General features: G+C 63.7%; 17 protein-coding genes. 7 read left to right on the top strand and 10 right to left on the bottom strand.

Annotated elements, in window-relative coordinates; translation table 11 throughout:
* Nucleotides 1-46 precede the first annotated feature (46 nt).
* Nucleotides 47-847: a polyphosphate kinase 2 gene (gene ppk2, locus IVB40_RS23210; protein ID WP_247282364.1), complete on the bottom strand. Its 801-nt coding sequence runs from the start codon at nucleotides 845-847 to the stop codon at nucleotides 47-49.
* 36 nt (nucleotides 848-883) lie between these two features.
* Nucleotides 884-1,336, bottom strand: coding sequence for a hypothetical protein (locus IVB40_RS23205; RefSeq protein ID WP_247282365.1), 453 nt, complete (start codon nucleotides 1,334-1,336; stop codon nucleotides 884-886).
* Between the two features lie 181 nt (nucleotides 1,337-1,517).
* On the opposite strand from IVB40_RS23205, the gene IVB40_RS23200 reads away from it, so the two are divergent.
* The 5 genes from IVB40_RS23200 (at nucleotide 1,518) to IVB40_RS23180 (ending at nucleotide 7,296) form a co-directional block, all read left to right on the top strand.
* A complete protein-coding gene (locus IVB40_RS23200) occupies nucleotides 1,518-1,925 on the top strand; it encodes a hypothetical protein (protein ID WP_035962349.1) in 408 nt (135 codons plus the stop codon).
* Nucleotides 1,918-3,150, top strand: a complete 1,233-nt coding sequence (locus tag IVB40_RS23195; RefSeq protein ID WP_247816442.1) for a biotin/lipoyl-binding protein — start codon at nucleotides 1,918-1,920, stop codon at nucleotides 3,148-3,150. Before IVB40_RS23200 ends, IVB40_RS23195 begins: the two co-directional genes overlap by 8 nt.
* A gap of 113 nt (nucleotides 3,151-3,263) precedes the next feature.
* A complete protein-coding gene (locus IVB40_RS23190; RefSeq protein ID WP_247819581.1) occupies nucleotides 3,264-4,631 on the top strand; it encodes a TAXI family TRAP transporter solute-binding subunit in 1,368 nt (455 codons plus the stop codon).
* A gap of 104 nt (nucleotides 4,632-4,735) precedes the next feature.
* The gene (locus IVB40_RS23185) at nucleotides 4,736-6,382 is read left to right on the top strand and encodes a DUF3300 domain-containing protein (RefSeq protein ID WP_247816441.1); all 1,647 of its coding nucleotides are present in this window, start codon (nucleotides 4,736-4,738) and stop codon (nucleotides 6,380-6,382) included.
* Nucleotides 6,379-7,296, top strand: a complete 918-nt coding sequence (locus IVB40_RS23180) for a DUF2950 domain-containing protein (protein ID WP_247359643.1) — start codon at nucleotides 6,379-6,381, stop codon at nucleotides 7,294-7,296. The genes IVB40_RS23185 and IVB40_RS23180 overlap by 4 nt, the downstream gene beginning before the upstream one ends.
* Before the next feature lie 113 nt (nucleotides 7,297-7,409).
* Here the strand turns inward: IVB40_RS23180 and IVB40_RS23175 are convergent, their stop codons facing one another.
* From IVB40_RS23175 to IVB40_RS23165, 3 genes are all read right to left on the bottom strand, one after another.
* Entirely contained in the window at nucleotides 7,410-9,104 is a 1,695-nt protein-coding gene (locus tag IVB40_RS23175; protein WP_247359642.1) for an MASE4 domain-containing protein, read from the bottom strand.
* Between the two features lie 102 nt (nucleotides 9,105-9,206).
* Entirely contained in the window at nucleotides 9,207-10,574 is a 1,368-nt protein-coding gene (locus IVB40_RS23170) for an amidase (protein WP_247816440.1), read from the bottom strand.
* On the bottom strand, nucleotides 10,555-11,751 hold the full coding sequence (locus IVB40_RS23165; protein WP_247282371.1) for an MFS transporter: 1,197 nt from the start codon (nucleotides 11,749-11,751) through the stop codon (nucleotides 10,555-10,557). The genes IVB40_RS23170 and IVB40_RS23165 overlap by 20 nt, the downstream gene beginning before the upstream one ends.
* Nucleotides 11,752-11,777: 26 nt before the next feature.
* Here IVB40_RS23165 and IVB40_RS23160 point away from each other — a divergent pair, with 26 nt between their 5' ends.
* Nucleotides 11,778-12,113 carry a hydroxyisourate hydrolase gene (locus tag IVB40_RS23160; protein WP_027569358.1) on the top strand — a complete coding sequence of 112 codons (336 nt, stop codon included), beginning with the start codon at nucleotides 11,778-11,780 and terminating at the stop codon, nucleotides 12,111-12,113.
* On the opposite strand, the gene IVB40_RS23155 is transcribed toward IVB40_RS23160, so the two are convergent.
* Genes IVB40_RS23155 through IVB40_RS23140 form a run of 4 tightly spaced genes read right to left on the bottom strand, consistent with a single transcriptional unit; the run spans nucleotide 12,114 to nucleotide 15,983 of the window.
* Nucleotides 12,114-12,929 carry an ABC transporter permease gene (locus IVB40_RS23155; RefSeq protein WP_247359640.1) on the bottom strand — a complete coding sequence of 272 codons (816 nt, stop codon included), beginning with the start codon at nucleotides 12,927-12,929 and terminating at the stop codon, nucleotides 12,114-12,116.
* Nucleotides 12,929-13,792: an ABC transporter permease gene (locus tag IVB40_RS23150; RefSeq protein ID WP_247816439.1), complete on the bottom strand. Its 864-nt coding sequence runs from the start codon at nucleotides 13,790-13,792 to the stop codon at nucleotides 12,929-12,931. The genes IVB40_RS23155 and IVB40_RS23150 overlap by 1 nt, the downstream gene beginning before the upstream one ends.
* A 19-nt stretch (nucleotides 13,793-13,811) precedes the next feature.
* Nucleotides 13,812-14,858, bottom strand: a complete 1,047-nt coding sequence (locus IVB40_RS23145) for an ABC transporter substrate-binding protein (protein ID WP_247282375.1) — start codon at nucleotides 14,856-14,858, stop codon at nucleotides 13,812-13,814.
* Between the two features lie 30 nt (nucleotides 14,859-14,888).
* Nucleotides 14,889-15,983: an ABC transporter ATP-binding protein gene (locus tag IVB40_RS23140; RefSeq protein WP_247816438.1), complete on the bottom strand. Its 1,095-nt coding sequence runs from the start codon at nucleotides 15,981-15,983 to the stop codon at nucleotides 14,889-14,891.
* 88 nt (nucleotides 15,984-16,071) lie between these two features.
* Here IVB40_RS23140 and IVB40_RS23135 point away from each other — a divergent pair, with 88 nt between their 5' ends.
* A complete protein-coding gene (locus IVB40_RS23135) occupies nucleotides 16,072-17,463 on the top strand; it encodes an amidase (RefSeq protein WP_247816437.1) in 1,392 nt (463 codons plus the stop codon).
* Here the strand turns inward: IVB40_RS23135 and IVB40_RS23130 are convergent.
* Nucleotides 17,460-18,209, bottom strand: a complete 750-nt coding sequence (locus IVB40_RS23130; protein WP_247816436.1) for an aspartate/glutamate racemase family protein — start codon at nucleotides 18,207-18,209, stop codon at nucleotides 17,460-17,462. The genes IVB40_RS23135 and IVB40_RS23130 overlap by 4 nt on opposite strands.

The raw sequence follows: 18,209 nt of genomic DNA, 5'->3' as shown, positions 1-18,209 counted from the left end.
GGCAGCATCGATCGGACCGCGCCCGCCGTGCGGCCCGATCACCTCGTCAATAGCGTTCGGTGACGAAGTTCATCCCGCGCAGAACCGCCTGGTCATTGTAGCGCCCCTTGTCTGAACGCTTCGGCAGCTTCACCTTGTCCTTCTTGATCCGCTTGTGCGGGATAGCCTCCAGGATGTGCGCGATACAGTTCAGCCGCGCCCGCCGCTTGTCGTCGGAGCGAATGATGTACCAAGGCGCGTCCTTCGTGCTCGTCTTCTTGAGCATCAGGTCGCGCGCGCGCGAATAATCATACCAGCGTTTGAAGGATTCGAGGTCCATCGGACTCAGCTTCCATTGCCGCACCGGATCGTCAATGCGGGCGTTGAAGCGGCGCTCCTGCTCGTCCATCCCGACCTCGAGCCAGATCTTGATCAGGATGATGCCGCCGTCGATGGCGTACTTTTCCATCTGCGGGCAGAGCGCGAGGAAACGATCGTGCTCGGCGGGCGAGCAGAACCCCATGACATATTCGACGCCGGCGCGATTGTACCAGCTCCGGTCGAAGATCACGATCTCGCCGCCGGCCGGAAACTGCTTCATGTAGCGCTGGAAGAAAAGCTGCGTCTTTTCGCGATCCGATGGCGCCGGCAGCGCCACCACCCGGAATACGCGCGGGCTGACCTTTTCGGTGATCGCCTTGATCGTACCGCCCTTGCCGGCCGCGTCGCGGCCTTCGAACAGGACGATGACTCGAAGCTTGTTTTCCTTTACATAATCCTGGAGATGGCAAAGCTCGATCTGGAGCTTTTCGAGCTCCTTCTCGTAGTCCTTGCGTTTCATCCGCTCTGAGGCTTCGTCCTTTGCCATGCCGCTCCGCCTTCTCTTAACTCGGCCGAAACGTGATCAGTCGCCCCAGGAAATGATGACGCCGATGTCGCCGGGCACGCCGTCAGGAAAATCGATGATCTGATAGCCGATGCGATAGCCGCGAGGCTTGAGGTATTCGGACCAGAGCTCGAAGATCTCTTTTGGAATTCCCGTCAGCGTTTTCTCCCAGCCCGCCTCCATTTGGTTGATCGCGCGGCCCTTGTCGGTGCACAGGGTGTTCGGGAAGCGATAGACCTGCACTTCGGTCAGGCCGTTGCGAACCGCGCGCTGGATGATGGTCGAGGCGAGCTTGATTTTCTCCTCCTCGGATTTGCCGGACGGTTTGCTCAGCCGTTCGATCAAGTCGCGCTTCTCGGCTTCGGCCGCGGCGGCGAGGCGAACATATTCCTCGGCCTTTCTGGCTTCCTCGAGTGCAGCTTCCTTGCGAATTTGCAGTGCGTTGGGAATGAGCTCATCGATGCCGGGCATGATTGGTACGTTCCTGGCTTGCTGTGGGAGCGGAGTCAGGGCTAAGCTAGGTTTCGCGCCGTTCGGACCTTTGATTCATATCAAGCAATTTTCTCACCTGCGCGGCCACGGTAACGAGCCGGCGCGCAGACCGCCCTGATCCCTTCTGTGGAGGCGACCATTGAGCGAGCAACTTCATCCGATGGCCCCGCATCATCTGCCGTTCTATCTCGCGCCGGGAAGCGGCACGGACGTGTTGATGGTCGTGATGGGAATCTTCCTGGTCGGCACCGTGCTCTGGGTCGGTACGCTCTATTGGAAGCTGCACAGCCTGCCCGAACGAATGGCGCACAAGTCGCAGAAGCTGCAGTTCGAGATCGTGGCCGTGCTGGGCATCATCTCGCTCTTTACGCACATGCACATTTTCTGGGTGGCCGGCCTTCTGCTCGCGATGATCGACTTGCCAGATTTCGGCACGCCGCTGCGGAGTATCGCAGGCTCGGTCGAGAGGATCGCTGACGCCGCGCCAGGTGAGGGTCGGGAGCCCGAACTACCAGGCTTGCCGCCGGTCGAGAAGCCGATCGCCAAGAAGGAGCATAGCCATGTTTGAGCTCATGTTCTGCTCCCTTCTGACCATCCTGCCGGACTACCTCTACCGCCGCTATGCCCAGGGCAAACGTTTCGGCAAGGAGATCACCTTCTTTTCCATCTGGTATGAATTGCGATGGGGCATCACCGGCTGCCTGATGCTGACGATTTCTCTGATCACCATGATCTTCTACTTTCACCCGTCAACCACCTCGGCCACGCTCTATTTTCGCACGGTGCCGATCCTGCCCGAGGGCTCCGGCCGGGTGGCGGAAGTCAATGTCGGCTACAGCGAGGCCGTGAAGAAGGGTGACGTGCTGTTCAGGTTGGACGGTTCGAAGCAGAAGGCTGCTTTGGAAACAGCCACCCGCAAGATCGTCGAGGTCGACGCTGCGATGACAAGCGCCGAAAACGACGTCGTCAAAGCCGAAGCGCAAATCCAGGAAGCCAAGGCCAGCCTTCAGCAGGCCAAGGACGAACTGGACGTCAAGACGGAGTTGCAGCGCCGCAACCCCGGTATCGTCCCGCAGCGCGATATCGAGAAATTACAGGTCGTGGTCAACCAGCGGCAGGCTGGTGTGGACTCTGCCACCGCGTCCAAGACGTCAGCGACGTTGCGACTTTCAACGCTGTTGCCGGCTGAAAAGGCGAGCGCCCAGGCGGCCTTGGCGGAAGCGCAGGTCGATCTGGACAAGACCTTTGTTCGCGCCGGGGTCGACGGCCGCGTGGAGCAATTCTTGGTCCGCACCGGCGATGTCGTCAATCAGCTGATGCGCCCGGCCGGTGTGCTGGTTCCGGACGGTGCCGGCAGGCGCGCCTTGCAGGCCGGCTTTGGTCAGATCGAGGCGCAGGTGATGAAGGTCGGCATGGTGGCGGAAGCAACCTGCATCTCGAAGCCGTGGGTGATCATTCCCATGGTCGTCACCAGCGTCCAGGATTTCATCGCGGCCGGGCAGTTCCGAACCGGCGAGCAACTGATCGAGGCGCAGAATGTCGGGCGACCTGGAACGATTCTGGCTTTCCTGGAGCCGCTCTACAAGGGCGGGCTAGAAGGCGTGACGCCGGGCAGCAGCTGCATCGTCAATGCCTATACCAGCAATCATGAGGAGATCTCCGCGAAGGAGACGGGCACGGGGCGGGCAATTGCCTTGCACGTCGTCGATGGTGTTGGCCTCGTGCATGCCATGCTCTTGAGAATTCAGGCGCTCTTGCTGCCGATCAAAACGCTGGTGCTGAGCGGGCACTGACAGGCTTCGCTTTGGTTTGAATCGCACTTCGGTTCAGCGATGCGCCTCAGTTGAGCCGGTCTGGCCTCATGAGCCAGTCCGACCACCGAGCGCATATCAACTGTGAGCGCCACATGGTCCCTGCGAGAATGCCGGTTTGGCTTCGTTCTATCATTGTCGCCAGCGCTGTTGTGCTTGTGCTTGGAGCTGGGCTGTTCGGCTACCGCTGGTACTCTCGCCCGACGACGCTGACCATCGCGGTCGGATCGCTGGATGGCGAAGCCACGCGTCTGGTATCGGCGTTGGCAAGCCGGCTTGCCGTCGCGAACGCGCCGGTCCGGCTCAAGCTGGTGGAAACCACCAACGCGCTTGATGCCGCCGAGCAGTTTGCGGCGGAAAAGGTCGAGCTTGCTGTCGTCCGCGGTGACGTCGGCGACCTATCGCAGGCGCAGGCTATCGTGGTCCTCGCCCATGCCGTTGTCCTGTTGGTTGCGCCGCCGGGCTCCTCGATTACCGAAATCGCTGGTCTGAAGCGCACCAGCGTCGGCGTGATCGGCGGCGAGATGAATCGCAAGGTCGTCGACGTCCTCAGCGACGAATACGGCCTTGGACGCGCCAACGTGACATTCCGCAATCTCCAGCCGGCAGACGCGCGGCGGGCACTCGATGCCAAGGAGGTACGAGCGATTTTGATCGTCGTTCCTCTTGCCGAAAAGTATCTGGCCCTCTTGCGCGGCCTCTTTCTGCAGACGCCGAAGACCGCGCCGGTCCTCCTTCCCGTCGAGGCGGCTGGTGCCATCGCGGAAAAGCAGCGCGCCTATGAAAGCTTCGATGTCCCGAAGGGCACGCTGCGCGGTTCGCCGCCTGTCCCGAGCGAGGATATCACCACGCTGCGGGTTTCGTTCTATGTGGTCGCGCAAAAGCAGCTCAGCGCAGAGGTGGCGGGCAGCCTGGCCGACGCGCTGATGAAGGCACGCAGGGACCTGCTCGGCGAATTGCCGATCCTCTCGCAAATGACCGCGCCGAGCACGGATTCGGACGCCTTCCTCCCGGTCCATCCCGGCGCCGCAGCATTCTACAACGGAACGCAGCAGAGCTTTCTGGACGAATGGGGAAACGCGATCTTTCTCGCGCCCATGATTTTCGGCGGCCTCATCTCCGTATTGGCGGCGGCTTGGAAATTCCTTCAGGTGCGTGATTCCTCTAAAGACGAACGAGGCCTGGACTTGCTGTATGCGCTGGGCGCGCGGATACGCAGGACTGAGGCGGAGGCCGAACTGTCCGATATCGAGGTCGAGATCGACCGGGTGCTCCAGGGCCAGCGCGCCAAGGCCGCTGCAGGAGACGAGAATGCGCTCGATGTCTCCACACTGAATGTAGCCGCGCACCGCCTTCAAAGCCTGATCCACGATCGCCGGATCTTACTTTCTGCGCGGCTGGGCAGCAGCGGCCAAGCGGTGCGGCCGGACATCGACCGGATCGAACGTCCGGCCGCGGAGTGAATAGCTCCGACCTCCGGGAGAGCTCCATCTTCTTTGATCTTGATCAATAGAAGATACTGATCGTCCAAGATGCTTGGTCCAACGGGAGCTCAAGGGAGGACGTGATGCTTCGTTGCGGGAACACTCTGATCGCGATGGCGTTGCTCTTGGCGATGCCTGTCGCCGCAGTAGCCCAAACCGCAGACGCTCCGGCGGCCCCAAGTAGCCAAGTCCAAACCGCCGGCAAGCCTCCAGCGGCTGCTGAGTTGCTCAAGCCCGAGCAGCTCGAAGCTCTGGTCGCACCGATTGCGCTCTATCCGGACGAACTGCTTGCAAACGTGCTGGCCGCGTCCACCTATCCCTTGGAAGTCGTGCAGGCCGATCGCTGGCTGAAGGAGCGCAAGACTCTAAAGGGTGATCCCTTGAAGACGGAAGTCGAGAAGCAGCCTTGGGATGACAGCGTCAAGGCGTTGGCCTCAACCGCCGAAGTGTTGACCATGATGAGCGACAAGCTCGACTGGACCAAGGCGCTGGGCGACGCCGTGCTCGCGCAGCAACCGGATGTGATGGATGCGGTGCAGCGGCTGCGCACCAAGGCCTATGACAACAAGAAGCTGGTGACCACCACGCAGCAGAAGGTCAGCGTCAAGACCGAGGAAAGCAGGCAGGTGGTCGTGATCGAGCCGGCAGTTCCCGATACGATGTACGTGCCGTACTACGAGCCTGCGACAGTCTACGGCGCGTGGCCCTACACCGAGTATCCACCGTATTACTTTGGCTATCCCTCCTATATCGGCGCGGGTGTGGTCGCGGCTGGTCTTGCATTCGGCACGGCTTGGGCCATTGGCCGCTGGGGCAATTATTGGGGCGGCGGCTGCAACTGGGGCAACCGCAACGTCTATATCAATCACCGAACTACCAACATCGGAAACGCCTGGCAACACAATCCGTCGCATCGCCAGGGCGTTCGCTACAACAATTCAAATGTTCAGCAGCGCTTCGGCAATAGCAATCTGAAGGCCGGCGCCGCCGACCGGATGGATTTCCGCGGCCGCGACGGACAGCAGAAGCCGGGACAGGATCGGCCTGGTGCGGGAGATCGCGCAGGAGATCGTGCCGGCGACCGCGCAGGTGATCGAGGCGGTGACCGACAAGGCCCGGGGGATCGTGCCAAGGCGGGGGGCGATCGTGCTAAAGGTGGTGGCGATCGCGCGGCCAAGGGTGGTGGTGCCAAGAATGCCGGCGCAAAAAGTGCCAGCTCTAAAGCGGGCGGCGCCAAGGGCGGCGGTGGCGCCAAGGCAGCGAACCGCGGGGGTGGCGGCGCCCTGAACGTGTCGTCGGGCCGCTCGGCGGCTGCAGCATCGGCCCGTGGCCAGGCGAGCATGGCGAGCATGGGACCGCGCGGTGGCGGCGGCGGAGGTGCGAGCTTCGCCGGCCGAGGCGGCGGCGGAGGCTTCCAAGGTGGCGGTGGCGGTGGCCGCGGTGGTGGTGGCGGTGGCGGACGGCGTTCCGATATCGGGCTGAAGCATGATGTCGTTCTGCTCGGCCATCTCGCAAGCGGCCTTGGTTACTACCGCTTCAGCTATATCGGCAGCGACAAGGCCTATGTCGGGATCATTGCGCAGGAAGTCGAAGAGGTGAAGCCAGAAGCCGTTACCCGCGGAGCCGATGGTTATCTCCGGGTCTATTACGAGAAGCTCGGTCTAAAATTCCGTACGTATCGGGATTGGCTCGCCGGCGGCGCGACGATTCCTGCGCAGGTGATGCCATGATAAGCTTCAAGTCGCTTCATCGCGTCGCCCTGCCGGCCATCATGGCGCTGGCGCTCACGAGTTCGCCATCCCGGGCGCAGCAATCGTATCCGACACCGGAGGATGCAGCGGCGGCGCTCGCGTCGGCGGTCAAGAACGGACCGGAACGGGCTATCCTGAAAGTGCTCGGCAGCGCTGCCGAGGACATCGTCTCGTCCGGTGATGAGGTCGCCGACGTCGACATCCGGAAACGTTTCACCTCGATGTACGACGCCAAGCATTCGATCAAAGCGGAGGGTAACAAGAAGGCAATGCTGATGTTGGGTCCGGACGAATTCCCGTTCCCGATCCCGCTCGTCAACACCAGGACCGGCTGGGAATTCGATATCGCCGAAGGTCGCATCGAGGTGCTCTATCGCCGCATCGGCCGCAATGAGCTCGACGCCATCCAGACCAGTCTCGCCTTTGTCGATGCCGAGAACGACTACGCCGACAAGGATCGCGGCGAGGGGGCCGGCGTGTACGCACAACGCATCGTCAGCAGCGCGGGCAAGAAGGACGGGTTGTTCTGGCGTGACGACAATGACCAGAGCCCGCTCGGCGCGTTAGCAGCGCAGGCTTCGGCTGAAGGCTACAAGGCCGAGGAGGGTGCGGCGCCCTACCACGGCTATTATTTCCGGATCCTGAAGGGGCAGGGGTCGAACGCGCCAGGCGGCGCGCTCAACTATGTGGTCAATGGCAAGATGATCGGAGGTTTTGCACTGGTCGCCTGGCCTGCCGAGTACGGCAATTCCGGCGTCATGACCTTCCTGGTCAACCATGCGGGCGTTATCTACCAGAAGGATCTCGGTTATCGGACCAAGGTTCTCGTGTCCCGCATGACTGCATTCGATCCGGACCAGACCTGGAAGAAGGTCGATGGTGCAAAACCCTGAGCGACGTACGCAGATAGTGCGTCTGGCACCCTCGTATCGGTCGCCAACCTTAGCACGATCATGATCTCTATGAAGTGAGCGAAAGGCGGAACGATCGTGAGGGTCTCGTGGTGTCATTGCGACGAAGTGGGAGCGGAGATTGGCATCTCCAACTCGAAAACGGAGCCCCTGACGTCCGATTTGACCAGCCTCAACCTTCCTCCGCACCTTGCGACGAGGTTGGAGGAGATGGCCAGTCCCAACCCCATACCGCCTTGCTTCGTCGTGAAGAAAGGGTCGAAGATGCGCTCTTGATGACGCGGTGTGATGCCGGTGCCCGAGTCCTCGACGGACAAATGGACCGTTGCGCCACCATCGAGGGCGGTTTTCAGACGGAGCTCTCGTTGGTCGGCGGGGACAGAGCTCATTGCGTCAATCGCGTTTTTGCAGAGGTTCAGGACAATCTGCTGAAGCTCAGTGCCGTCCAGTGCGACTGGAGGTATGTTGCCCTGAAGCTCCGTCGTCACTGATACGCCATTGGCCAGGAGATCGTGCTTCAACAGTCTCAGCGTAAGCTCCGCGATGTCCTCGACGTTTGCCGAAGCGCCGCCGCGCGCCGTTTTGATTGTAATCTCGCGAATGCTCGATATGATGTCAGCCGCCCGACCGCCGTCGGCTTCGATGTCACAGAGGATGTTCTCGAGTTCCTCGAGTTCAGGGGAGGCAGCTCGCAAGTGACTCAACCCGGTCGCAGCATTGAGCGAGATGGCCCCTAATGGCGACCTCAGCTCATGGGCGATCGCGCCAGTGACCGCGTCGATGCTGAGAAGCCGGTTCGCTCGTTCGCGTCGCTGCAGGGCAATGACGCTGGCAAGGCGCGAATAGATAAACATCGTTTCGATGAGCAATACGGTCAGCAACATGCAACTGCCGACCAGAACGAAACCGCGTGCTGCGTACCAACCGATGGTGAACCGAACCGAACTGCCGATGATCGCCACCAGGAAATTGGGCAGGTAGGCGAGTAAAGTCACCATTAGCCAAAGGTCAAGAATGGTGCGCATGCGCGCAAACAGGACGGTGAGAGCGGTCACATTCCAAAGCAAAAGTATCAGGTTGACCTGATTACCGAGAGGGGTCTGATGCCTGACGTCGTTCACGTAGAAGCTAGGGAGAAATTCGGCTTTCGCGGTCACCATCCACGTCAGTGCTGCCACGGTGGCAGCGATGCAGCCGAAAGCTAGTGCGATCGCGGCTATTGCAGGTCTGCCTGGTCGGCCGGCGGCGGAGTGATCCTTTGTGAATCCGTACACCAGGATAGCCGCGGGAAAAGCGGTGTGCCAAAGCACGTAAAGCCAAGCGGGGCTATCCAGTCCATTTCCAATGACACCTGCGGTGGCGTATCCGTTCGGAAAGGCGAGCGTTTGCAGGAATGCGAACGATCCGCTGAAAACGTACCCGCTCGCGAGTGCGAGAAGTGCCCGCTGAGGCTGGATCGAAAATTGAGCAAACAGCAGGGCTGCCGTGATGAATTCGGCCAGGGCCAACGCGGTCTGCAATACTGGAACGAAACCATTGATCTGGCCCAATTGGATCCGGGCGAACGGCGCGATGGCCGCTGCAAGGACGATGAGCAAGACGGCGACACCCACCGCCCAGGCCTTTTGACGAGGGGTCGCGGGCATGTTCGCGATGATCAATGGGAATTCTTGCTCATCATCGTAGGCGGGCTCGGCGGCTGCGTTGGCCGATCGTTGGCTCGCTCGCGCAATGCCCGGCCCCGATGCTGTCGCACCGCCGCCAAGTCCCATGAACTTGCGCTGGCTCATTCCGCCTCCGGGACCACGAGACAGCATCTTACTCGTCCCCGCGCCCGTTGAAAGCCCATAAGGGGGATCGGCGTCTTCGGAAGAGACATCTGACGGCCGGACTTATGTTCGCAGCATCGCCTCGATATCTTGCGCTGCTTCAAGCAGCGTGCGGTCTTGTCCGCGCGCGGCGATGACCTGGAGGCCGAATGGAAGTCCGGACCGGTCCGTTCCGCACGGTATCGAAATCGCAGGCAGCCGGGCATGATTGACGAAGGGCGTTAACGCCGCATGCGCGCGCGGGCTCGCCGCGCGGCCACCGATCCTGTCGGGTCCGGACTGGGTGAATGGCCACGCGACACAGGGGACGGTGGGCGCCAGCAGCAGATCGACCTCGGCGAAGAATGCCGCGAAAGCATTGGCGATCCCGGCACTTGCCAGCAACGCACCGGCAACGTCGGCGCCCGACCACGACATCCCTCGCTCGATCTGCCTGGCGATGTCAGGATCGAAGACCGCCGGATTCTCGCGGAACGCGTCTCGATAGAGTGCGGCGAGCCCGGCGTGCTGAAGCGGCATGATGGCCTCTTCCGTCGCGCCCGCCGGCCAGACGGGATCGCGCTGCGCGATGCCGAGGCCTGCGGCGGAGAGACGCGCGATGGCGAAAACGAGCCCGTTAGCGACAACATCATCGACGGCGACGTCGAGCCCAAGGCGTGGCGAGAACGCGATGCGCAGACCGGCGATGTTTTTAGCCCCTTGAGCGATGGGGGCTGAATCCGGGTCGCGCGGATCGATACCGGCCATGGCCTCGAACGCCAACGCGATATCGGCGATATCGGTGGCGATCGGCGCGATGACGGAGAGGCCGAAGAACGGTTCGGCGAAGCCGGGCCCATAGGGGATCGCGCCATACGACGGCTTGAACCCGGCGATGCCGACATGAGCCGGCGGCCTGCGGCTCGATCCGCCCGCATCGGTACCGATCGCCAGCGGCACGAGGCCGGCCGCAACCGCGGCAGCAGGGCCGCCCGACGAGCCACCGGGGGTCAACGTGGGATCGAGTGGATGCCGCGTCGGCCCATACAGCGGCGAGGTTGTCACGCCCTTGCAGGCGAATTCCGACGTTGCGCCGATGCCGACGACGACGGCGCCGGCCTTGCGCAGCCGCTCGATCGCAATCGCATCCTGCGGCGCGACGAATTCAGCGAACAGGCGCGAGCCCTGTGTCACACGCCAGCCGCCGACCCAGATGTTGTCCTTGACGATGACGGGGACACCGGCGAGCGGCATCGCCTCGCCGGCACGCAAGCGATCATCGACCGCTGTGGCGTCGGCAAGCGTACGCGCGGGAGCGGTCGTCACCACCGCGTTCAGCGCCTTGGCGGCCTCGATGCGCGCAAGCGCGGCCTTGGCGGTCTCGACCGCACTCGTTCGTCCGGCGGAGACGTCGGCCGCAATCTCGCACGCTCTACTTTTTCGGGTTGTCATGGCCTCCCCAGATCAGTGCCAATGTGCCGCAGAGGGCGAGGCACGCCAAGGCGAAGAAGGCGGCACCGAGACTGGCTGCGCCGTCCAGGAGCGACACCAGTGCCGGTGCTGCCAAGAGGCCGGCGTAGGATGCTGTCAGCACCGCGCCGGTGGTTTCGCCGATCCTGTCCTGCGGCGCGAGGCGGGCGATCTCGGCCACGAAGACACCGTTCCAGCCCGAGGCGGTCAGGCCGAACAGAGTTGCAATCGCAAACTGGCCCGTCCGTCCGAGCGATGCGCCATCGAGACCCAGCAGCGCGGCGCAGAAAGTCATGCCGAGGCCGATGACGACGAGAACTCCGCGTGAGGCGTTGAGGCGCATTGCGACGAGGCCCCAGCCGAGCCGGCCGACCAGCCCGCCGGCCTGGGCGCAGGCGAGCGCCATACCGGCCTCGACATGGCTGAGGCCGAGTTCGCGGGTGCCGAGCGTGACGAAGACCGTATTGAGCGACACCTGCATTGCGCTGAACGGCATCGAGGCCAGCGCCAGCATTCCGATGCGTCGATCCGCGGTCACCAATGCCAGCCGCATGCGAAGGCCAAGCTGTGGCTGCGGAATGACCTTGGCGGCGTAAGCCGGCCGCAAGCACTCGAACCACGCTATCGCCAGCAGCGCACAGGCACCCACGGCGGCATAGCACCAGGCGGGCCCGAGCGAGATTGCGATCGCGGGCAGAACCAGCGAGCCGCAGACGGCGCCGATCTGGTTTCCGGTCTGGCGAACCGAGAACACGAACGCGCGCCGCTCGGTCGTCACGAGCCGCGCCAGCAGCGCCGCGCTTGCGGGCGTCTCCGGTCCGAAGGCGAGGCCAAGACAGAGGCCGGCTGCGAGCAGGGCCGCCGTCGAGCCGAGCGAAGCCAGCGCCATGCTGGCGATGATCGCCGCCGCGCAGAGGCTCGCGATCCGCAGCGAGCCCAAGCGGGCGATGAACCCGCCGCCCCAGAACGAGGCGGGAATGCCGACCGCGAACACGGCGCAGGAGAACATCGAGAGCTGCCAGACTTCGATCTGGGCGCGCGGTGCCACCACGCCCGGCGCGAACAGAGCCAGCGCCACCAGCGCCTGCAGTGAGGTCATGGCGCCAAGCGCCGGCAGCAATGCCGGCGCTGGTCGAACGGCCGTGTTTGCGTCTACCATGGTGCTGCGCTCACGGGAGGAACATTGTGGCAGGCGGTATTTCCATTCACGCGGTCGATGTGGCGAGCGGACGTCCGGCGCAGGGTCTGCGTGTCGAGATCTGGCGGATCGATCCGGACTCGTTGCGCGTCGCCGACGGTCGGCTTGGTGCCAACGGCGTGCTCGATCATCCCGTTGCGCAGGGCGCGGGCGTGACGGCAGGCGAGTACGAGGTCCTGTTTCATCTCGGCGAGTTCTTTGGCGAGCGCGAGGAGTTCCTTACGGTGACGCCGTTCCGCTTTCGCATCAAGGATGTCGACGAGCATTTTCATCTACCGCTGAAATTCACGCGCTGGGGCTATTCGCTGTTCCGCGGCGCTTGATCAGTTGGTTAGCCGCCGCGACAGTCCCGTGACACGCTCCATGATCGCGACCAGCGCTACGGTTGCGATGATCAGCACGCCCGACAGCGCGGCGATGGTGACGTCGAGCTTGCCCTCGAGGTCCTGCCACATCCGAATCGGCAGCATGTCGGTGGCGGCATCACGCAGGAACAGCGACACCGGCACGTTGTCGAAGGACGACATGAAGGCGATGAAAGCGCCCGCAATGATGCCCGGCCGGATCAGCGGCAGCACAATCCTCCGGAACGTGTAAAGCCGGCTCGCGCCAAGGACCGCCGAGCTTTCGAGCAGGGTCGGCTCCAGCTGAGCGAGCGCGGCAATCGTGTTGCGCACCACATAGGGGACGCAGACGACGGTGTGGCCAATCACCAATGTCAGCGGCGACACTGGCAATCCGACCAACGAGAACAGCATCAACGCGGCCAGGCCGAAGGCCAGCGCCGGCAGCACCAGCGGCGACATGAAGAGGGAATCGAGCAGCCGGGCCGACAGCCTCGGCGAGCGCGAGATCGCGAGCGCGGCGGCAACGCCGAGCACCACCGACAGGCCCGTCGCCCACAGTGCCACGATGAGGCTGTTCTTGGCTGCGAAGTGCAGCTGCCAGGCGTTCCACAATTCGGCGTACCAGCGCAGCGAATAGCCCGGCGGCGGAAAACGCAGCGAGAAGCCGCTGGTGAAGGAGACGATCAACACCACCAGCGACGGCGCGATGATGATGATCAGCGCGATCACGGCGATCAGGCTCATGACCAGCTCGAAACTGAACGCCTCCAGAGTACGCTTGCGCCGGCTCATCACGCACCTCCATAGCCGCGCGACAGGCGGCCGAGTGTGGTGAAGACGGAAACGACCGCGAGCACGGCCAGCAAAAAGATGATCGAGATTGCGGAGGCAAACGGCCAGTTCTGCAGCGTCGAGGCCTGCTGATAGAGATACATCGGCATGAACAGCATCTGGCCGCCGCCGATCAGCGACTGGGTTATAAAGGCCGTGATTGCGGCGGCGTAGGTCAGTGTGCAACCAGCGATCACGCCGGGCAGCGACAGCGGCAGCACGATCTTGAAGAAGGTGCGCCAGCTTCCGGCGCCGAGCGAGCAGGAGGCATCGTCGAGATTGGAATCGATCCGGCCGAGCGCGGTGATCAGCGGCAACGTCATCAGCGGCATCTGCACTTGCGCCAGCGCGATCACCACGCCGAACTGGGTGTAGAGCAGCTTCAAGGGCGAATTGATGATGCCAAGCGATTGCAGCGTCGCGTTGATAATGCCTTGGCGGCCCAGAATGACGATCCAGGCGAAGGTGCGCACCACGACGCTGGTCAGGAGCGGTAGTAGCACGATCAGGATAATGATGGTCTGAAGCCGCGGCCCGACCCGCTGGTAGAGCCAGGCGATGGAAAAGCCGAGCACCAGGCAGACGGCTGTCACCTCCGCCCCGAGCAGCAGCGTCGAGCCGAGCACGCTGAGGCTGAAGGGGTCGGTGAGGAAGTGCAAATATTGGCCGAGCCCCCAATGGAGCGCGGCCGTGTCGTTGTGGAGCGAGAGCCAAAGCAGTTGCAGCAGCGGCGCCAAGAAGAAGACCAGGAAGAACAGCGCCAGCGGCACTGCCAATCCCATCCCGTGGGAGGTCACGTCCCGTGGTGCCGGTGCTGCGCCCATCGTCGGATCCCTAAAGCTCTTAGATCTTGATCTCGCGGTTGAAACGCTCGATCCAGGCCGAGCGCTGCTCGTTGATCTTCTTCCAGTCCTGGAACACGAATTTCTGCTTCAGCTCGGCGGTGTCCTTGGCGAGCACGCGCGCAATCTCGCCGCCCATCGTCACCTTGGAATTGGTCGGCACGATCAGATAGGGCGGGTTCATCAGCGTGGTCTGCACCTCGGGAGTCAACGACGCCTCGATCAGCTTGAAGGCGAGCTCGCGGTTGGGCGAGTTCTTGACGATGTGGATCGTGGTCTTGAAGGCGATGGCACCTTCCTTCGGGGCCACGAACTCGACCGGCACGCCGCGCGCTTTCAGGATCTGGATGGCGTTGAAATTGCCGGGCGAGATGTCGATCTGGCCCTGCTGGAACAGGGTGGCGAGCGCGCCGGGATTGGCCGCGACCGCGGCGAGATTGGGCTTCAGCTCCTCGATCGCCTTGAAGCCGGGATCGACATTGGCTTCCGAGCCGCCGCGCATCTTGGCGATCTCGACCAGCCAGCCGGTCCCGAGCGTCGAGTTAAGATTGGTGATGCCGACGCGGCCCTTGAACTCGGACTTCCACAGATCGGCCCATGAGGTCGGCGGCGTCTTGACCGCCTCCGGATTGTAGGTGAGGCCGACGACCTGGAAGAACGGGGCGGGGCCCATCGGCTCCTGTGCCTCGGCGATGAGGTCCTTGTAATAGGCGCTCTTCTCGACCGGATAGGGCTCAACCAGGTCCTGGCCGATCGCGACCAGGGCGGGGCCGGGATCGTGCAGCATGACGTCGATCGGCGGATTGGCCTTGGCGGCGTTCACCTTGGCGATCTGGTCGACCGAGAGCATGGGATCGAGCACCATTGCGGCGTCCGCGTTGGCCTTGCGGAACGCCGGCACCAGCACGGCCTTGTGCGCCTCCTCCCAGCTTCCGGTGAAGGTCGCAAACACTAGCGGGCGGGCCTGGGCATAGCTCAATCCGGGAAACGCCTTCATGGCACCGAGTGTGAGTGCGGTCGTTATCAGGCTTCGGCGGTTCATGATCATGGTCGAACTCCCTCTGGACAAAAACTGGATCTAAAGCGTTGCAGGAAAAGCGTTGGCGAGCGACGGGGCGAGTGGCGCGAGGCGCACCGCGGCGCCGCTCCCCAGCGTGCGCGTCTCGCCGATGCGCGCCTGTGAGATCTTGACGCTGGAGCCGTCGGCGGTGGTGATCTCGTGCACGACCGTGGCCCCGAGCGGCAGCGACATGCCGACCACTCCGGCAAAGCCGGTCTCGTCACCGACGAATTGCAGATGCTCGGGGCGGATACAGACGGTGACGCGGCCGCCTTCGGCAAACGCGCCATCCGCCGGCCGCGCGATGATCTCAGCGCCAGCATCGAGGCGGACTTTGGCGGCCGTCCGGTCCGCCGAGACGACCACGCCAGGCATGCGGTTGCTGGCGCCGACGAACGTGTTCACGAACAGCGTCTGCGGCCGGTCGTAGACGTCGGACGGCGATCCGAACTGCTCGAGCTTGCCGTGGCTCAGCACCGCGACGCGGTCAGCCATCGACAGCGCTTCTTCCTGGTCATGGGTCACGATCACCGTGGTGATGCCGGAGACGCGCTGGAGCCGCTTGACCTCGATCTGCATGTCGAGCCGCAAATTCTTGTCGAGCGCGGCAAAGGGCTCGTCGAGCAACAGGATCGACGGCTTGATCGCCAGTGCGCGAGCGAGCGCCACGCGCTGCTGCTGGCCGCCGGAGAGCTGCCGTGGCAACCGTTCCGACATGGTCGGCAGTTGCACCAGATCCAGCAGGCGCTGCGCTTCGCGCTGGCGGGTCGTCTTGTCGATACCGCGCGCGGCAAGCCCATAAGCGACGTTCTCGCCGATGCTGAGATGGGGGAATAGTGCGTAGTTCTGGAACACGATGCCGACCGCGCGACGGTTCGGCGGCAGCGGGTCGACGATGTCGTCGCCGATGATGATCCGCCCCTGCGTCTGTGCGATGAAGCCAGCGATGATCCGCAGCAGGGTGGTCTTGCCGCAACCGGAGGGCCCAAGCAGCGCGATGATCTCGCCGCCCTTGATGTCGAGATTGATGTTCTCGACGGCGAGCGCGCCGCTCGGATAGCGGTGGGTGACGGCGTCCACGACGAGCGATCGGCCGCCTTGCACTTCAGCCATGATGTTGCCTCCCGTTACCCCAAAGCAGAAAGCAAGTCTCGTGCCCGCCGCGCTCGCCTTTCGATGCGAGGTTTGGCATGGTGGGGCGATGACATCGGATCGATCGGTTTGCGACCTCACTGCCACAACCCTTGCGCGCGCCATTGCGAAGGGCGAGCTGTCGTCGCGCGAAGTTGTCGAGGCGCATCTCGAACGGATTGCGCACCAAGACGTGCAATTGGCGGCGTTCGTGACCGTCGACGCGGACCGGGCTCGCCGTGCTGCGGATATCTGCGACGCCGCGCCCGCTCCGATCGGCGCGCTGCATGGGATGCCCGTCGGGATCAAGGATCTCACCGACACTGCGGGACTTGCGACCACCTACGGATCGGCTCTGTTTCGTGATCACGTCCCGGCCGACGACGATCTCGTGGTCGCGCGGCTGCGGCGTGCCGGCGCGATCATCTTGGGCAAGACCAACACGCCGGAATTCGGCTTCGGTGCGGTCTGCACCAACAAATTGTGCGGCCCGACCCGCAATCCGTTCGATTCCGCGCTGACCTCGGGCGGTTCGTCCGGCGGCTCCGCTGTCGCGGTCGCGGCTGGCATGGTGCCACTGGCGCACGGCACAGATTTCGGCGGCTCGGTGCGGACGCCCGCAAGCTTCTGCGGCGTCGCCTCGATCCGGCCGACGCCCGGTCGCATCCCGTCGCCGCATCGCCCGCTCGGCTGGGACATGCTCGCCACCCACGGTTTTCTGGCCCGCGGTGTTGACGATCTCGAACTGGCGCTGTCGGTCTTTGCGGGAGGCGATGTGCACGACCCGCTCTCGATGGGCGTCGTCAATGACGACCGGCCGGTTGCAGCACGTCCCCGCATCGCAGTGACGCCCGATTTCGGTGTCGCGCCCGTGGCGCGCGAAGTCCGTGCGCGGTTCGCCGCGGCCTGCGAGGCGCTCGCGGCCGCTGCCGATGTGGTGCCGTCCGCGCCCGATTGCGGCGGTGCGATCGAGACATTCCGGACGCTGCGCGCCGCGCACATCGCCAACAGCTATGGCGAGCTGTTGAAAACGCACCGCGTCGAGCTCACGCCCACCGTGATCTGGAACATCGAGGCGGGCGCAAAGCTCTCCGCGGAGGATTATCTCAACGCCGAGCGTCGCCGCACCGCGATCTACCGCAGCTTTCGCGAGCTGTTCACCCGCGCCGATTTCCTGGTGGCGCCGGCGGCGTCCGTCTTGCCCTGGCCGAACGAAATCAGCGATGTCACCGCGATCGATGGCGCGGCGCTGGAGACGCCGATCGACTATCTCGCCATCACCTTCATCGTGTCGCTGGTCGGTTTCCCGGTCCTGACCCTGCCGGCGCCGCGAGGGGAGAACGAGCTGCCGTTCGGCATCCAGATCATTGCCCCACCGGGATGCGAATCCCGCCTGTTTGCCTTCGGCCGTGCCATCGAGAACGAACTCGGTTTTTCCCATCGCTGGCCGAAGCTCCCCTAGCTGTCGCGATGCTCGAGCCGGGCGGCGAGCGCATCGGCAAGGCCAAGGGTGGGTTTGGCGGCGGGGCGGCGGTACGTGCCTGCAGTTGCCTTGCGCAGGCGCTGCGCTACCAGCGCCTCGGCCTGCTTCACCGAGGCTATGACTTGATCGACCACGGGGACGGAGATCCGGTCGGCGACGCGCTCGGCGAGGCCCGAGAGCGGCGCACCCGCAAAAATCAACACGTCCGCGTCGTCTTCCACGATCGCGCGCCGGGCGAGATCTACCAGCACATCCTCCTTCTCGGTGCCGACCTCCGAGATCGCCTGGAATGGCGTATCGAGCATGCGGATGCCGGCACAACGCTCCCACAGCCCGTGGGCGCGGACGCATTCCTCGTACCAAGGGCCGAGCGCCTGGGCGAAGGTGACGATGGCGAAGCGGCGGCCGGCCATGCAAGCGGTCAGCATTGCCGCTTCCGCCATGCCGACCACGGGAATGTCGAAGGTTTCGCGCGCGGCGAACAGGCCGGGATCGCCGAAGGCGGCGATGATCGCTGCGTCGACCTTGCGGTGCTGCTCGGCCAGCATTTCCAGTGCGATAGCGCCGCCGATCTGCGCCTCGGTGCGCGTCGAGATGTAGGGGACGCCGCGGGTCGCGGTGCAGGGGATCAACTCGGTCCCGGCCGAAGCCGCGCGCTGCCCGACATCCGTCATCAACTGGGTGACAGCGGTGCTGGTGTTCGGGTTGAGCAGCAGCAGCTTCAT

Origin of the sequence: Bradyrhizobium sp. 40 (assembly GCF_023100925.1) — a bacterium.
Taxonomy (GTDB): Bacteria; Pseudomonadota; Alphaproteobacteria; order Rhizobiales; family Xanthobacteraceae; genus Bradyrhizobium.
The sequence above is the reverse complement of the archived record's forward strand: the minus strand, read 5'-3'. Positions and strand labels throughout refer to the sequence as shown.

What these genes read in the sequence shown, in the direction of transcription:
- ppk2 (WP_247282364.1), bottom strand. Translation starts at nt 847, where the DNA reads ATGGCAAAGGACGAAGCCTCAGAGCGGATGAAACGCAAGGACTACGAG.
- IVB40_RS23205 (WP_247282365.1), bottom strand. Translation starts at nt 1,336, where the DNA reads ATGCCCGGCATCGATGAGCTCATTCCCAACGCACTGCAAATTCGCAAG.
- IVB40_RS23200 (WP_035962349.1), top strand. Translation starts at nt 1,518, where the DNA reads ATGGCCCCGCATCATCTGCCGTTCTATCTCGCGCCGGGAAGCGGCACG.
- IVB40_RS23195 (WP_247816442.1), top strand. Translation starts at nt 1,918, where the DNA reads ATGTTTGAGCTCATGTTCTGCTCCCTTCTGACCATCCTGCCGGACTAC.
- IVB40_RS23190 (WP_247819581.1), top strand. Translation starts at nt 3,264, where the DNA reads ATGGTCCCTGCGAGAATGCCGGTTTGGCTTCGTTCTATCATTGTCGCC.
- IVB40_RS23185 (WP_247816441.1), top strand. Translation starts at nt 4,736, where the DNA reads ATGCTTCGTTGCGGGAACACTCTGATCGCGATGGCGTTGCTCTTGGCG.
- IVB40_RS23180 (WP_247359643.1), top strand. Translation starts at nt 6,379, where the DNA reads ATGATAAGCTTCAAGTCGCTTCATCGCGTCGCCCTGCCGGCCATCATG.
- IVB40_RS23175 (WP_247359642.1), bottom strand. Translation starts at nt 9,104, where the DNA reads ATGAGCCAGCGCAAGTTCATGGGACTTGGCGGCGGTGCGACAGCATCG.
- IVB40_RS23170 (WP_247816440.1), bottom strand. Translation starts at nt 10,574, where the DNA reads ATGACAACCCGAAAAAGTAGAGCGTGCGAGATTGCGGCCGACGTCTCC.
- IVB40_RS23165 (WP_247282371.1), bottom strand. Translation starts at nt 11,751, where the DNA reads ATGGTAGACGCAAACACGGCCGTTCGACCAGCGCCGGCATTGCTGCCG.
- IVB40_RS23155 (WP_247359640.1), bottom strand. Translation starts at nt 12,929, where the DNA reads ATGAGCCGGCGCAAGCGTACTCTGGAGGCGTTCAGTTTCGAGCTGGTC.
- IVB40_RS23150 (WP_247816439.1), bottom strand. Translation starts at nt 13,792, where the DNA reads ATGGGCGCAGCACCGGCACCACGGGACGTGACCTCCCACGGGATGGGA.
- IVB40_RS23145 (WP_247282375.1), bottom strand. Translation starts at nt 14,858, where the DNA reads ATGATCATGAACCGCCGAAGCCTGATAACGACCGCACTCACACTCGGT.
- IVB40_RS23140 (WP_247816438.1), bottom strand. Translation starts at nt 15,983, where the DNA reads ATGGCTGAAGTGCAAGGCGGCCGATCGCTCGTCGTGGACGCCGTCACC.
- IVB40_RS23135 (WP_247816437.1), top strand. Translation starts at nt 16,072, where the DNA reads ATGACATCGGATCGATCGGTTTGCGACCTCACTGCCACAACCCTTGCG.
- IVB40_RS23130 (WP_247816436.1), bottom strand. Translation starts at nt 18,209, where the DNA reads ATGAAGCTGCTGCTGCTCAACCCGAACACCAGCACCGCTGTCACCCAG.